The organism is Pseudoalteromonas sp. 4NS20-0020 (assembly GCF_057554385.1).
In genome coordinates this window covers 130,186-145,530 of sequence record NZ_BAAJMI010000007.1, presented here as the reverse complement: position 1 = coordinate 145,530, position 15,345 = coordinate 130,186, and the positions used below count along the sequence as shown (strand labels likewise).

The following is a 15,345-nucleotide window of genomic DNA, read 5'->3' as shown; positions in this document are numbered from 1 at the left end:
TGCCCTAACAATTGCTTAAAACAAGCGCTGTTCTATTTTTATAGTATCGCCCGCTGCAATTTGGCTATTTAAGTCACCCTTTTGTTGCTGCTGCTTAGTTTGCTCTTTAAATATGTATATTTTATCAAGCGATGCTCGCTCGGTTAAACCACCGGCAAGTGCCACGGCTTGGTTTACTGTCATTGCGGGTTGGTACGGGTATGCGCCAGGGCTTTTTACTTCGCCGTGTATATAAAAAGGGCGGTATTCAATAACTTGCGCATACACGTTTGGGTTTACTAGGTAGTCGGGCTTTAAACCTTGAGTAATTAGGTTTTCAACTTGCGTGGTACTTAAACCAGCCAATTTAATTTTACCTAAAAACGGGTAATTTACTTCACCGCTGTTACCCAACAGTGCAGTCACCTCTAGGTCGGGCTGGCCAAATACTTTTATTTCAACCTTATCGCCCGCACCTAAAACGTAATCTTGCGCGGCATGCGCAAGATTACCCATTACTAAATTTATAAATAAACCAGTAATAAAAATACCAAATTTCATTAATTAGCCTTTAGTGCAAATGTAAAGTTAATACCTACAACCATACGGTCAAACTTTAGCGCGTCTTGCGTAGAGTCTTTATCTATAAAGTCAACATAGGTCGAAACCATACCAAAACTGTTTGTGGTATAACTTACTGCAAAGTTAGCATTGCTTGTTTTGTCTTTACGGCCAATTTCACCTACGTATTTTTCGTCGGTATACGACAGGCCAGCGCTTGTGCTTAATTGGTCGTTCCAATCGTGTGTCCAGGTTGCGCGGTATACACTTTCACGAATGTAATCACCTTCAACTAACGGATCTTTTGCGGCGCGGCTAGTAGTAAAGTCAACAAACGAGTAGCTAAGTGGCTGCCATGTAACGCCCGCCTCCCAACTAAGTCCGCTAAAGTTTTCACGCTGCTCTGCGGCAAAGTCCTTTTTTTGGTAACCTAATTTAACAGAGCCCGATGTAAGTGCAGTTGCATCCCACTCCATACCAAACAGCACTCTTACGTCGTCTGAGTCACGGTTAATGCCGTTAGCGTCTATTACATCGTAGCGGTAGTCTTCTTGTTTTAGCTCTAAAAAGGTACGTGTCGCAGCTTGGGTATTATAGTAACCAACAATACCTAGGGTTGTTCTGTCGTAATCACGAAATTGCGAAATAGCCCTAAAGTTTTGGTATTTTTTATTAAAAAAGCCACCCATTAAAGCCACTTGTGCTTTTGAGCTTTTGGCTCCAAATTCATAACGGCCATTTAAGCTTTGCTGTTGGTATTCAACTAATTCGTTTACTGCATCGCCTAGGCCTTCGGTTAAACCGCTACCACGTGGTTCAAACAACCAATCGGCTGTGGCATTAAAGTCAAGCCTGTGCTTACTTGTAAACTCGTTATGGGTTGCAGCACTTAAATTTACTTGGGTAAAGTTATCGGCGCTGTCTTTGTTATGCAAACTGGTGCTGGTTGCAACATTAAAGTTGTAATAGTTAACGCCGTCTTCTATTAGTGCATCAACATTTGGCGCTATAGTCCAAATTAAACGCGACTCTTCATCATTCGGGGTACTAAAAAAGTTATCGTTACTGCTAATACCCGTTGTTAAAGTAGGCGTAATTTGTGCGCCATCTTTAGTCATAACACTGCCAGGAGCTAGCTCTGCCATTGCGGGAGTTACTACTCCCATGCCTGCAACTAATAGTAAACCTTTAACGGGGTTAGTAAGCGTTTGCATTTTTAAATCCCTTAAATATTGTTAAAAAAATAATTTTTAAATCAAACCATAACGACCAGTGCTTAATGTAATGTAAATCGTACTCTACACGTTTGGTCATTTTGTTTAAGGTGTCGGTTTCGCCCCGCCACCCGTTAATTTGTGCCCAGCCTGTAATACCTGGCTTGGCTTTATGCCTAACCATATAAAAGTCGACCTTTTTACGGTATTCCTCGTTGTGGGCTACCGCATGCGGGCGAGGCCCAACAATCGACATATCGCCTTTTAATACATTTATAAACTGGGGTAACTCGTCTAAGCTGGTGCGGCGTAAAAAACCACCTAATGGCGTTACACGCGCATCGTTTTTAGTAGCTTGTGTAACCACTGCACTATTTTCGGTCACGCTCATAGAGCGGAACTTCCAAACCTTAATTTTTTTACCATCAAGTCCATAACGGTCTTGTTTAAAAATAGCAGGCCCTTTTGACGTTATTTTTACAGCAGCAGCAATAATTACTAAAAGTGGCGAAATAAGTAATAAAATAAGGCTAGCTACTATTATGTCTTCGGTGCGTTTAATAAATTCGTGCGCACCTATAAATGGCGACTCAAACACACTTAACGTGTCTACTTCACCAACATGTTCTATGCGCGCATGTATTAAGTTAGACAGTAAAAAATCGGGTATTATGTGTACATCAACCGTGGTGTCGCCCAATTGTTTTAAAATATCGGCAATACGTTTTTCGGCTTTTAATGGCAGTGCAATATATAGTATGTCTATTTCGCCCGCTTTAGCTGCGTCAACAGCCGTTTGTATACTGCCTTCAACACTATTAATAGCCAGTTTATCGCTTAAACGCTCTGGTTTTCGGTCGTCATAAAAACCTTTAAATTTAAAGCCTAGCTCGTCGTTATTATCTATTTCGGTAAATAAATAAGCGCCGCTTTCGGTGGCCCCTACAATAGCTACATTACGCAAGTTCATACCTAGCTTACGGCGGTTACGTTTATATAAAAACACCGTTAATCGCCAAGTATATAAAAACAACATGCTGGACATAAACCAAATAGCCAAGCCAATGCGCGAGTAGGTTTCGGTAAATTTAAACATAAACGAAATTACAAACAGACATAAAAACGCAATGGTTAACGAGCCCCATGCACACAACACCATGCTTCTAAACTTACCTGCTCGCCACGAACGGTAAGCCGAAAACATTTCGGCGCAATACATGTAAGCTACAGCAATAAAAAGCACCGCAACCAAGTAGGCAGTATTAAATGTAAGTGAGTAAATAAGGGAGGAAAGCTGAAACGCTAAAAACAAGCATAATAAGTCAAACAAACGATAAAAGTTTGCATCAGAAGAGCCCGAAGGCTTAAACGTCCTTGAAGAAACCACACTAAAGTCCCTCTAGTTTTAATAGAAAATATGGGCATAATATAAAGCATTAGACGGTTGCATACAATAAAAATAAGCCAAAACACCTAGTCATAATTTACTAAGGATACTGTTAATCACTTTTAATTAGATTAACAGTTGTAACTCTGATACCACTGAGGTGGGCTTTATAACATTTGAACTTTTTAGCCTATTTCTGCATTTTCCTTAGACATATTAGCGCAAATATGCATTACTTTTAAGCCTCAATAAATTACGTTATAAAAGATCCTGAATTGATTGTTTACTTTAAATAATCGACCACGCTTTACAACTAAGAACTTCACAGAAGATATTATTGAAACGCATACCTTTGTTCTTCCTTATGATTCATATAGATTTTTTTACCGTTCTAATCAAACCTCCCAATTACTTTACTCTTGTAAGCAAAAATGAGGTATTCAACAAATGGAAATAGCGGTGTTGCTTTAACAAACTTAGCTATTTTCTTTTTAAGTTTATAAACTGGGTTTACAGGTAATGCTGAAAACAAATCATTGAAGTGAGCAGTCAGAGCGTAGAAAACTCTATTATTTATGTAAGTCGTCTCCTCTCTTGGCAAGGATAAGAACTTTTCTATATTATAATGAGATGCATAAGGGTTAACTTCCTCTAAAGCTATGTCACTCTCGGAGTTACCAACAGCCCCCCAATTACCTAACCTTTGTTCGATATAAAACAAAGAATAAGGATTATAACCAAAATCTCCAATTTCAATTTTATACTTATCTAGCCACCTTTTCGCCATAGCATTTGCAAATTTTGAGTTAGTGTAATGATATTTATGGCAAAGGTAATTCTCTGAAGGTGGTATAATACCATTCCCATAAACCGACCTTCCGAACTCACCAACACCGCATATATTAATATAACTCTTGAGGTGCTCAGAATAGTAGTGAGATACCGCAAGCCTTTCCTTTTTAGCAAAAAAAGTGTTTTTAAAATACACATTTTTAAAATCTAAAGGAACAGCATCCTCAGAACCGATATGATGGACATGGTATTCAACACCTGCAATATCACAAAGTTGTTGACCTATAACAATGTCAACGTCATCACTTTTCATTTCAGGAAGTTGGTCAATGAAGTAATAACAACTTTTATCTAACGACAATGAAACAGCTAATGCCAGTCTACTATCATTACCTGACGTAACCGCTACAGATAAGGGAGCTAGATTCTGAAAAGCTTGTAGGGTATTTTTTAGATTATCAGCTATTTCAGTTAAGCTATTAGCTAAGTTGGTGTCATGCTTGTGCGATGAAGGCCAATATCGAGAAACACTAAAGTCAGGTAAATATAAAGCTTGATTTGGTAAAAGCTTTTGAAGATTTTCATAAATTGTATCTTCACCAATCCATCCGTCACCGTTTGCCCTGTATGGCATTGTGTTCAGATAAAATCTATTTGCATCTAAATTTACAGAACGATCGTTAGTTAAGTGCTCATAAAGGCGGATATCAGTACAAATAACTTTATTGATCTTATCAAAGTGTATTTGCGCAAGTGAGACAGCATCACTCCTAATCACAATTTTTTCTTCTATTATTACAATAATTAAAAATCTACCGCATGATTTATAGAGGGCATTGTTAATTTCATCTATATTTTCACAGCCACCTAAAACTATTTCTGCAAATTTATTGGGTGCTATATCTTTATAGTCAGGATGAACAAAGCAACCTATAATATGCACCTCAAGGTGATTATTTTTTACAGTTGAATAATAATTTTTTTCTTGTATTGCTAAAGACCAATTATTTAGGCTTATTACCTTAAAGTTTGGCAAATGATTAACACTCAAATTTTCGTGTACTAAATAAAATTGACGCTCAAACATATTATTCCTCGATACTAAAATATCTTGTCTTAAAAATCATTTACAACCAATTGGCTTTTTGTATTATATCTATTGGTTTAGTACCAAAAGATGGAACTTTTGAATCTAATATCAAACACGCCTCATGCAAAGTTGCTAAAGCACCAGGCAATTTATGAAGAGAATAGCCTTCTAGAGGAATTGAATTAAAAAATGCTACTAAATCTTGCTGCAACTCTGCCATACGAACTTTAATTCTATGATCATTTGAGTGTTGGGTCTGTTCTAATGAGGTGCGTATTAACTGTACATAATCAAAATCTAAGCAATAAGGAGCTTTCTCAAAAAATGGTCTTTTTTCCATGTGTTCCATTCCAATATCTAGTAAGTTTTCTACTGCGACGTATGGTCGTTCATTAACATAATTAATCCAATGTATATGCACCAAACCACCAATATCACCGTGGTCTGGGTTATGTCGTAAACGGTATAGCAATCTAAATACCCGCTGCAATGCCTCACTTTTGTAAGCTTTCATTAATCCGGTTTTTTCTTGAATGAGGTGTCTATCGCAAGCGCACAATACTTTTGTAACAAGCTCAATATTGACTTGATGCTCATTACCATGCTTTGCGAAAGCTAGCAAAATAGACGGTATACCGCCAATCCAGTGACTCACCCTCCATGTATGATGTGACCACTTCTTTGGCCATTTGGGTAAAAACGTTTCTATATCAATCAACAAATTTAAATCCAACTGCATTGCTGAAAGTACTTTACCTCTGACATCAAAACCAGCATCTGCAAGTAGGTTTAATGAGCCCAATAAATATGCAGACAAGTGTGGTAAAAAATGTTCATTGACACCAACACGACCGCTAATAGGTGATTTACTAATTACATTAGCATACTTATCAACAGCAGAATTACAAAGCCAGTTATCATCGCCTAAAAGAGTTCTTATATAGATGTAATCAGCATGATCTTGTAAAGCACCACTTTCCAAAACTTCAGAATTACCCGTTTTCCAAAATAATTTTATTTTGTTAGCGTTATGATCTAGGTAGGTCTCAATTGCACTTTTCACTTTTTATCCTTTAATTTAAAAATTCAAGATTATGGTTTAACACCAAATTTTGCTAACACATCCGACATTCTTCTGTATGCACCTTTACTTAAAATTACTTGCAATAAAACAACTAAAGCCATTTTAGGTCTATAACAACCGCGAATTAGAGATTTAAAGTATAAAAATAAGCCTTTTCCTTTTTTACCATGCTGAGCAAAAGCTCTCGCAATTGGCCACCCCAACTCAGCCCAATAAGCTTTATTAGTTATGAGAGGTCTTACTCGATTCAACCAATCTAGCCGCTGCTGGGGGTTACTTTTACTCGATAAACGATTTAAGCTCCATTGGTCATCCCAAATGGCACCAGGATTTGGTAGCATCTTTAAAAAACCCCCATTATATTGGAGTTTTATAGCAATATCGTAATCTTGACCTGTACTTATCTGCTCATCATACAAGCTTTTTAACGCAAGTTTTTTTGGCACAACTAAAGTGCTAGTTTGGACAAAACCACGGTCTCTCATAAGGTATTCTGATATATGTTCACCTTCTCTAATAGAACGATGGGGTTTTATGAATTCAACACCATCACCTCTATCTACAATTACTTGAGTATAAACACAAACGCTATCGTTTTTTTCCAGTTCAACCAGAGCATTAGCTAGATGGTGTGGTAAAAAAGTATCATCAGAATCAAGAAAAGCAATATATTTACCTCTAGCATTCTTTATACCGGTATTTCTAGCCTTAGCGCCTCCACCATTATCTTGATAAATATATCTTATTCTACTATCGACAATACTATGTATAACCTCTTTTGTATTATCACTAGAACCATCATCAACGATTATAACTTCAAAATCTTGCTCTATTTGTTCCAGTACTGAATTAACGCATGACTCTATTGAGGATGCACGGTTATAAGCAGGGATTACAATTGAAAACAACATTAATTACTTGCCTTTTTTTTGAATTTCAAACAATAAGTTAGTAAAAAGAAATACCAACCCGGACTATAATAAACAGTAAAGGAACTTTCTAAAAAATTATGTAAGACTAAGAAGAATATAATTGAAAGACACATAAATTTTTCATTATTTGAAATATCGTAAACATCTGCAATATTTTTTAAAGCTTTAAATAATAGAAAAGTAAACAGCAATAAACCGACTATTCCTGTAGATAACCAAATATCTAAATAGCCATTATGCCCATGGGATATACTAGATACCCATGATGAAGTATTTAATCCAAAATTAGTAATTGCTGAATATTCTCCCGCAGACCAAACAGCCCCATACCCTAAACCTAAAATATAATTTCCAGAAATAGCTTCAAGTAATACTTGCCAAATAGCAGAACGTCCAGTAAACATTTCTGGGTTCTCGATTAAGAAGTAATTCAATTGAGCAAAACTAAACAAAAATAATAACGGTGTTACTAATGAGAGTGCAAAAATGAAAGAACAAAAATATTTAATAAAGCGTCCCTTAGATAATCTCCAAGTAAAAAACACAACAGGTAAAAATAACGCAATTGAAGTTTTTGATTTAGTAAGGAGCAGAAATAATAGAGTTAACAAGAACATAAAAAGCCAAAACTTTTTGTTTTCTTCAAAATATTGATACAAAAAAATAAACCCAGAGATGGATGCAATAATTGCGGCGTTATTCTTATGTGAAAATAAACCTCGCCACGCCCCATTTAAAGCTGTATCAAAAACCTCACCATGGTGAACCGCGCCACTAAAAATAAGCGAGCAAACAATAGAGAACACAATAAAGAAGCTCAAAATATAAGCGTTGATTTTAATAAATCGCCTAAAACCTACGATAGAGCACAATACTATAGGTATGAAACAGACGATTAAAAAAAATAGAGATCTTCTAATTGTGATGCCAGGCTCATCAGACCAAAATGATGAAAGCAAAAACCAAAAAGCTAACAAAACCAGAGTCTTGTTTTGAAGTAAAAAATTAAATTTAGGTAGTTTTGAGACGCCAAGCATCATTATTGTATACAAAAACAAACCTAAAAATATGATCTGCCGTAACCTATTCCCCCCCCCTGTATCAGTTACATCACGGCCATAATTTACTTCTGGAAAAGGGCTGAAACCTATTAAATGTACGTACAAGAAAATTGCAGCCGCCCAGTAAATATAAATATCAGACCGCTTGAGCTTTATGGTTAAATACATAGGTACTATTTATACCCTTCAAGTTTATAATTATTTAAACCCTGCAATTTACCAATTTGACGGCTTAGTTTTAATCTATACTTAAACTGTTTAGGTTTGTTTGTGTAAAAGAATGGGATTAGAGTAGTATAAACTAACAACCCCAAAAGCGATGTTACTAAAATTTTTAAACCTAAAAAGATACTCGATGAATGATATTTGAGTATTCTAGTATCGTTACAGCCTATACGATATGCGCGTTCCAATGCCCACTTTTCACTAACTCGTTCTGGACCATAATACTCAAAACTTTTAGCTTCAGGGGTATAATAAAATTTTATTCCTTTATTTTTTAAGCGAATAAAAAACTCTTTATCCTCACCACCTGTCAAACCAAAATTTTCATCAAAGTATAACGCATCTTTACCATTATAAATTGATTTGTGTAAGAGTATGTTTCCTGCAGCCTGTATTAGCGTTACATAATCCTCGGCATGAATAGTCCTGAAATATAATTTTGATTCTTTTGTCCATTCTGGTGGGGCAGTCTTAAATTCTGGGTATATGGCACCACCAATGACTTGGGCACCACTTTTTAAGTATGCTTTGATAAGTTCATTAATCCAGTTCTCATCGACCACCTCATCATCATCGACCATAGCAATCACATCAGCATTTAATGCCTGAAATGCTTCATGCATAAGTGCATTTCTTACATGGGATATACCCCTTTCAGTTACAGGAATAACCTTTATAGCTAGCGGGTAACTACCTTTAACTGCTTTAACTACTTGATGGCCTACCCCATCCTTACCTTCATTATCAGCAATAATTATATCAAACTCAAAATCACAAATTTGTTGTGAAAGCGATTTCAAAAGGCGGGATAGCCCTTTGTACCTTTTATATGTAGGAACACCTATAACTACCTTCAATTTAGCCATGAGCTTTTATCTCTTTAAAATATATATAGATAAGCAAAAACAAGGCGAGTATATCACCAACAAAAACACCGAGTAATGAAATGGATTGATTAAAATTAAGGACAAAAAAACAAACTAAAGGTAGGGTTACTAAGCAAGACTTCAGGCTTATTGAACTCAAAACTTTGAATTTATCATAGGCCTGAAGTATCACACTAATTGGTATTTTCAATGCTCTCGTAAAAGTTATGAATGCTATAATAAAAGCGGCTATTTGTAAAAGATGTATACTCGCCGCGTCTTTCCAATATAAATCACCAAAAAAACTCAAAACTATAGCTACAAAAATCAAATTAATTATCCAGGTACAAATATTCAAATAAAAAAAACGACTTAAAGATTTTTTAGCATCTCCTTGCTTATTATTAATTAATTGTCTTAGACGTGGTCTTTCAATTTGCGTTAAACTACTATAAACAACATTCACAGGTCGAAATAGAAGCATAGCAGCTGCAATAGGTGCAAACGCTTTAGGTCCAAGTAAAAACGTAACTAAATATGAATGTGCGTTAGCTGTACCTTCTGTAGATAGAACACCTATCAAAGCATATTTTCCTTGTTGTTTATAACCTTTATAAAATTCAGTTAAGTCAGAACTGAATACCTTATGAAATTGCTGTTTTAAATACTCCTTGCCCAGAAATGGTGTAGAAAAGATGGCAGCTACAGCTGTTAAAGCACCAAAACTTACCAGGCTTACCTTTTCAGCCATATATAAGCTTAAAGATCCAAATAATGAGAGTAAACTATACGCTGTATCAGAAAGGACAACATTATGATGTTGGTGATTGTTATTGCAGTAAGAGCGGCCAAACCAGCGAAGGCTCGTTGCAAATGCACTCAACACGTACACGGCGAATACATCTGCTTTTTCAGAATAAAAATAAGCAACTAGCCCTTGTAAAAAAGCAAAGCTTATACAAATAATTAAATTTGCTGACATAAAGCTTCGTGCTTTATTAACTTTTATATTTGAGTTATCGTTTAAAGCTATAAGCAATGGTGAACCCAATACAGCATTTGAAACACCATTAGCTAAAGCTTGAGTAACCAATAAAAATGCAAACAGTCCATACTCCTCAATTGTAGCTTGCTGCATCAAGCAAAGCGCTAACACTAAACTAGAAAGTGCCATACCAGCTGAACCACCAATAGCTGCTAAAGCTCTTTTTACTGGTAACTTGCTAGACATTATGCACCGCTTTTTTCTTAAATAACCCATGCTTTAAGACACAATATATTGCATGAGGGTTTGTAAGTAGATACCTCAAAAATAATTTCTTAGGACTATGTAGCATTCTAAAAAGCCATTCAAAACCTATTTTTTGCATCCAACTTGGTGCCCTTGGGTATTCTCCAGTAATAAAGTTATAACACCCACCACAAGAAATTATCACAGGTACTTTTAATTTATTTTTATTACGAATACAGAATAGTTGCTCCTTTGGTTTACCTAAACCAACCCATAAAACATCTGGTTTAGACTCATTAATTAGCTTACAAATCCTATCTTCATCATCTAGGGAGAAATAACCATCGTGTTCACCAACAACTTCAAAATTATTATATTTTTCCTGCATAATAATTGCTGACTTACTTACAGTTTCTTTTTTACCTCCCAACAAAAAATGGCGTAGTCTTTTATCATAATACTGAGGAAGGTCATGAATCATATCTGTAGTAGCAGTACGTTCCTCAATAGGTTTATCTGAAAATAAACGAGATAAAGAAACAACACTTTGCCCATCAGCATGTATTAAATCTGCTTTATCCATCTGCTTTTTGGCTTCTGGATCGGTATTATATATTGATATTGCATGACCATTATTACTAAAAATTATAAATGGTACATTTTCGTTAGGATTGATTGTCCAATTTTCGCAGGTATTACCAATATAGTTGGCTAAACTAACCCGGCCCATAGTGGCAGTTTGAATCCCGCCTACATTCGTTACTTCAAAAGTCATTTAATTACCTTTTATACCATCTAACAAAACTATCAATCCCCATTTGCAGGACAGTGTTAGGTTTAAACCCTATTTCACTTTCTAAACCACTGACATCTGCAAATGTTCTCACTACATCACCATCTTGCATTGGTAAATATTGTTTTATCGCTTTTTTTCCTAATGCATTTTCTATACAGGTTATAAATTGTTCAAGCTCGACTGGTTGATTATTACCAATATTATAAAGTTTATAAAAAGGTGAGCCATCAGCTATATCTGCTGCTTGTTTATTTGATCTAGGTATTACAGCTTGAATACGGATAATACCTTCGACAATGTCGTCTATGTAAGTGAAGTCGCGCTGCATTTTACCGTTATTAAATACTTTAATTGGCCTATCGTTAGCAATGGCATCTGTAAATAAATATGGTGCCATATCTGGCCTCCCCCAAGGACCGTAAACCGTAAAAAAGCGAAGCCCAGTAGTTGGTAATGAATATAAATGGCTGTAAGTATGTGCCATTAATTCATTTGATTTTTTTGTTGCTGCATAAAGCGATACAGGGTGATCAACCCTATCTTCTTCTGAAAATGGTATTTTAGTATTTGCTCCGTACACTGAGCTTGATGACGCATATACCAAATGCTCAACCTTATTATGTCGACAGCCTTCTAAAATAGTTGCCATTCCTACCATATTAGAATCAATATACGCCATTGGGTTTTCAATTGAATAACGCACACCAGCTTGAGCTGCTAAATGAATTACACGATCAAACTGCTCGTTTTTAAATAAAGTAGCAATGCCTTCACGATCAGCTAAATCCATTTTTACAAAACGGAAGGTAGTTAAATGCTTAATGCGCTCAAGCCTAGCCAGCTTTAGTGCAGGGTCGTAATAATCATTTAAGTTATCAAGCCCTACCACTTCATGCCCGTCGTTACATAAACGCTCTGCGACAAAGTTACCTATAAAACCAGCTGCACCGGTGACTAAATATTTCATTTTTTATTCCTTGGCACAAATTATAAGTAGTTATGCCTAAATAAAGTTTCTTTAATTTTAAGCTATTAGCTCTTTAACTTGTTTTGTAAACTCTTCACCCATATGGCTTGATTGCATTGCGTATTCAACATTTGCCAACATATAGCCAAGCTTTGAGCCACAATCGTGCGATTTACCGGTTAGGTGGTAGGCTTCAAGCGTTTCGAGGTGGCGTAGTTGTAGTAAGGCATCGGTAAGCTGTATTTCGCCACCAGCGCCAGGTGGCGTGTACTCAAGCAAATCCCAAATAGTGGGCGATACAACATAACGGCCTGTTATAGCTAGGTTGCTTGGAGCTTCATCGTTATTTGGTTTTTCGACCATATTTTTAATGGTGGCGTTTTCGCCTGCGCTTATATTTTTACCTGCTAGGTCTACCACGCCGTATTGGTGTACTTGTGCTTGTGGTACAGGCTCTACCATTACTTGGTTGTAGCCTGTTTGGTCAAACCGGTTAATCATTTGGCTTAAGTTATCGGTTTTTGGGTTTGACTTGTATTTGTCGATTATTACGTCGGGTAGCATCACGGCAAACGGGTTGTTGCCCACAATTGGTTTAGCTGCAAGCACTGCGTGGCCTAAGCCTAGCGGAGCCGATTGGCGAACCGAAATTACCGTTACGTCTTTTGGTACTATTGAGCGAACTTCGTCTAGTAGGCTGCGTTTTACGCGTGCCTCTAGTGTAGCTTCTAGCTCAAAGCTGGTGTCAAAATGGTTTTCGATAGAATTTTTAGAAGCGTGAGTAACTAGTACTATTTCTTTTATGCCTGCGGCTACGGCTTCGTTAACTACGTATTGAATTAAAGGTTTGTCTACCAGGGGGAGCATTTCTTTTGGTATTGCTTTGGTAGCTGGCAACATGCGAGTGCCTAAACCTGCAACTGGGAGTACGGCTTTTAATACTTTCACTTTAATTCCTTCTATTTCCTGTGGTGCGTTATATATGCTGCATCTGAAAGCAATTTGCGTTGCTTAAATAGTGAAAATACAGTTATTCACTAGAGTTATTCAATTAAAAAATTAACTGAATAATTTTAATTATCAATAATTGGCTTAATAATTTTACCAACATACTCAGAACCGAAATCATTTAAATGACCAGCATCTAAATACAATGGATATTCATTAAATGTAACGCAACCACTGTCAGTACACATTTCTTTACTTAAATTAATTAACTTTACGTTCGGGTATTTTTCAACATCTTTAAGAAAATGAAGAATTTCTGAGTAATATTGAGAAAATTCATTTTTTTGAAATGTACAATTATTATCAATGAAATTTGAGTGAGAAATTAGACTATAGTGCTTCCTCAACAAACATTGACCAATATTCTTACCGTTATTTGGAGGAGGACTCACAACAAATGTACGCTTACCTGTTGAGTTGAGCCTTGATAAAGTTTGTTTGAACGAAATTAAATAAGTATCAAAATCATTATTAATAACTGAAGTACCATCAAAATAGTCATACTTAAACCACTGTTCAAATGCAGAAGAGAGAATTACTGTTTTAATCTTCGAGTTGTTTTCTATCTCATTGATAACATCATTATTGAATTTAAAACAAGATTTTGACCAGTCTAAATCATAACTTTTGAAATTTGGAAAAGTTGATAAATATGCATTAGGAGAACAAGCACTTTTTGTAGCTTGTATTAGCTCATTTTGCTCAGCCAAGCCTTTAACTAAATGCATTGCATATGAGTCGCCCCACACGATTATTTCTGGGTTTTTACTATTTTTACACTCATCAAGTATGTGAAAGTCTGTATTGAAGTTACAGTGCTTATTAAGGCCGATGCTTGGCTGAGATTGAGTTTTTTCAGCTTTAGTAAAGCCCCCAAGCTTAGGGTATTGTGAAATTAACAAGCCCAATACGGCTACGACAGTTAGCACCAAAACAGAATATGCTAATATTGTTTTTGTAGATTTATTCGATTTTCTTCTGAATGGCTTTTCAATATATTGATAAGTCAATAAAGATAGAAGAAAAGTTATGAGCATTGAAAAAGCAATTAACTCATTAGTTAAAGACTCTAACGTCATTAATTTTGCGAAGGCAAAAATTGGCTGATGCCATAAATACAAGCTATAAGAAATTAAACCTATAAAAACTAGTGTCTTACTAGAAAGCATTTTACCAACTATATTATTTTCGCTTGCGAATAAGATTATTAATGCTGTTGAAAGGACCGGCAATATAGTAAACCAACCAGGGAAGGTATATTCGTAAGAATATGTTGAATAGGAAATTATTAGTAAAAGTATGGCCAAAGCACTTAACCACCCTTTAAGGGTTTCATTTATGGCTGATAAGGCACTTTTAGTGATTAAGATAGAACAAATTGATCCGGCAAGAAGTTCCCACGCTCTAGTATGGATTAAATAAAAATTAACTGATTGATTTGAGGTTAATAACATAGATATTAACGAAATAGTAAAAATCACTGCTAAACTGATAAGTATATATTTCTTAAACTTTGTTAAGAAAAGTAATATAAATGGAAAAAATAAATAAAATTGTTCTTCAACAGCTAAACTCCACATGTGTAACATCGGGTTTAATTCTGCACTAGGGTTGAAGTAGTCAAGCTTAAGGAAGAAAAAGATGTTAGCCATGAATGTTGACACTGCAACAATACTATAACCTAACATTTTCATTGATGGTGGATCCAAAAAGAAAAACGATAAGAAACTGCTAAAAACAATCATAGCCACCATTGCAGGTAAAATTCTTCTTGCACGTCTTTCGTAGAAAGATAACAAAGAAAAATTCCCTTCAGACATTTCTTTAAATAATATAGACGTAATTAAATAACCTGATATTACGAAAAATACATCAACGCCAGCAAAACCACCTGGTAAAAGTTGCAACCCTGAGTGATGAAGTAATACAGGCAAAATTGCCAAAGCTCTTAAACCATCAATTTCAGCTCTGTATTTCATACTTTTTTATCCATTTAAAACCAAACTCTTAAAATACATGACTTAATAATTATTTATTTTACTTAAGAACTTACATCTAGTGAGATGTAGATTGCTAATTAGTTATCTTTTATGAAATAAATGAGGAAAGAAAAGTGGAACTTGCTTTGATGGCTGACAACATACACGTGCAT

Annotated in this window: 13 protein-coding genes; all 13 read right to left on the bottom strand. The window is 35.6% G+C overall.

Annotated elements, in window-relative coordinates; translation table 11 throughout:
- Positions 1-15 precede the first annotated feature (15 nt).
- The 13 genes from AC27JL_RS17230 to AC27JL_RS17170 all read right to left on the bottom strand — a co-directional run bounded on the left by AC27JL_RS17230 (position 16) and on the right by AC27JL_RS17170 (position 15,172).
- On the bottom strand, positions 16-540 hold the full coding sequence (locus AC27JL_RS17230; protein ID WP_487196168.1) for a polysaccharide biosynthesis/export family protein: 525 nt from the start codon (positions 538-540) through the stop codon (positions 16-18).
- On the bottom strand, positions 540-1,754 hold the full coding sequence (locus tag AC27JL_RS17225; RefSeq protein ID WP_487196167.1) for an outer membrane beta-barrel protein: 1,215 nt from the start codon (positions 1,752-1,754) through the stop codon (positions 540-542). Before AC27JL_RS17225 ends, AC27JL_RS17230 begins: the two co-directional genes overlap by 1 nt.
- Positions 1,738-3,141, bottom strand: coding sequence for an undecaprenyl-phosphate glucose phosphotransferase (locus AC27JL_RS17220; protein WP_487196166.1), 1,404 nt, complete (start codon positions 3,139-3,141; stop codon positions 1,738-1,740). The genes AC27JL_RS17225 and AC27JL_RS17220 overlap by 17 nt, the downstream gene beginning before the upstream one ends.
- Before the next feature lie 391 nt (positions 3,142-3,532).
- Positions 3,533-5,020, bottom strand: coding sequence for a hypothetical protein (locus AC27JL_RS17215; protein WP_487196165.1), 1,488 nt, complete (start codon positions 5,018-5,020; stop codon positions 3,533-3,535).
- 40 nt (positions 5,021-5,060) lie between these two features.
- Positions 5,061-6,086, bottom strand: coding sequence for a hypothetical protein (locus AC27JL_RS17210; protein ID WP_487196164.1), 1,026 nt, complete (start codon positions 6,084-6,086; stop codon positions 5,061-5,063).
- 29 nt (positions 6,087-6,115) lie between these two features.
- Entirely contained in the window at positions 6,116-7,018 is a 903-nt protein-coding gene (locus tag AC27JL_RS17205; RefSeq protein ID WP_487196163.1) for a glycosyltransferase family 2 protein, read from the bottom strand.
- The gene (locus AC27JL_RS17200; RefSeq protein WP_487196162.1) at positions 7,018-8,268 is read right to left on the bottom strand and encodes an O-antigen ligase family protein; all 1,251 of its coding nucleotides are present in this window, start codon (positions 8,266-8,268) and stop codon (positions 7,018-7,020) included. Before AC27JL_RS17200 ends, AC27JL_RS17205 begins: the two co-directional genes overlap by 1 nt.
- 5 nt (positions 8,269-8,273) lie before the next feature.
- On the bottom strand, positions 8,274-9,191 hold the full coding sequence (locus tag AC27JL_RS17195) for a glycosyltransferase family 2 protein (protein ID WP_487196161.1): 918 nt from the start codon (positions 9,189-9,191) through the stop codon (positions 8,274-8,276).
- Positions 9,184-10,422, bottom strand: a complete 1,239-nt coding sequence (locus AC27JL_RS17190; RefSeq protein WP_487196160.1) for a polysaccharide biosynthesis protein — start codon at positions 10,420-10,422, stop codon at positions 9,184-9,186. Before AC27JL_RS17190 ends, AC27JL_RS17195 begins: the two co-directional genes overlap by 8 nt.
- The gene (locus AC27JL_RS17185) at positions 10,415-11,197 is read right to left on the bottom strand and encodes a WecB/TagA/CpsF family glycosyltransferase (RefSeq protein WP_487196159.1); all 783 of its coding nucleotides are present in this window, start codon (positions 11,195-11,197) and stop codon (positions 10,415-10,417) included. Before AC27JL_RS17185 ends, AC27JL_RS17190 begins: the two co-directional genes overlap by 8 nt.
- A 4-nt stretch (positions 11,198-11,201) precedes the next feature.
- Complete coding sequence (locus AC27JL_RS17180; RefSeq protein WP_487196158.1) at positions 11,202-12,185, bottom strand: NAD-dependent epimerase; 984 nt, start codon at positions 12,183-12,185, stop codon at positions 11,202-11,204.
- A 57-nt stretch (positions 12,186-12,242) separates the two neighbouring features.
- On the bottom strand, positions 12,243-13,133 hold the full coding sequence (gene galU / locus AC27JL_RS17175; RefSeq protein WP_487196157.1) for a UTP--glucose-1-phosphate uridylyltransferase GalU: 891 nt from the start codon (positions 13,131-13,133) through the stop codon (positions 12,243-12,245).
- A 125-nt stretch (positions 13,134-13,258) separates the two neighbouring features.
- Complete coding sequence (locus AC27JL_RS17170) at positions 13,259-15,172, bottom strand: acyltransferase family protein (protein ID WP_487196156.1); 1,914 nt, start codon at positions 15,170-15,172, stop codon at positions 13,259-13,261.
- Positions 15,173-15,345: the final 173 nt, after the last annotated feature.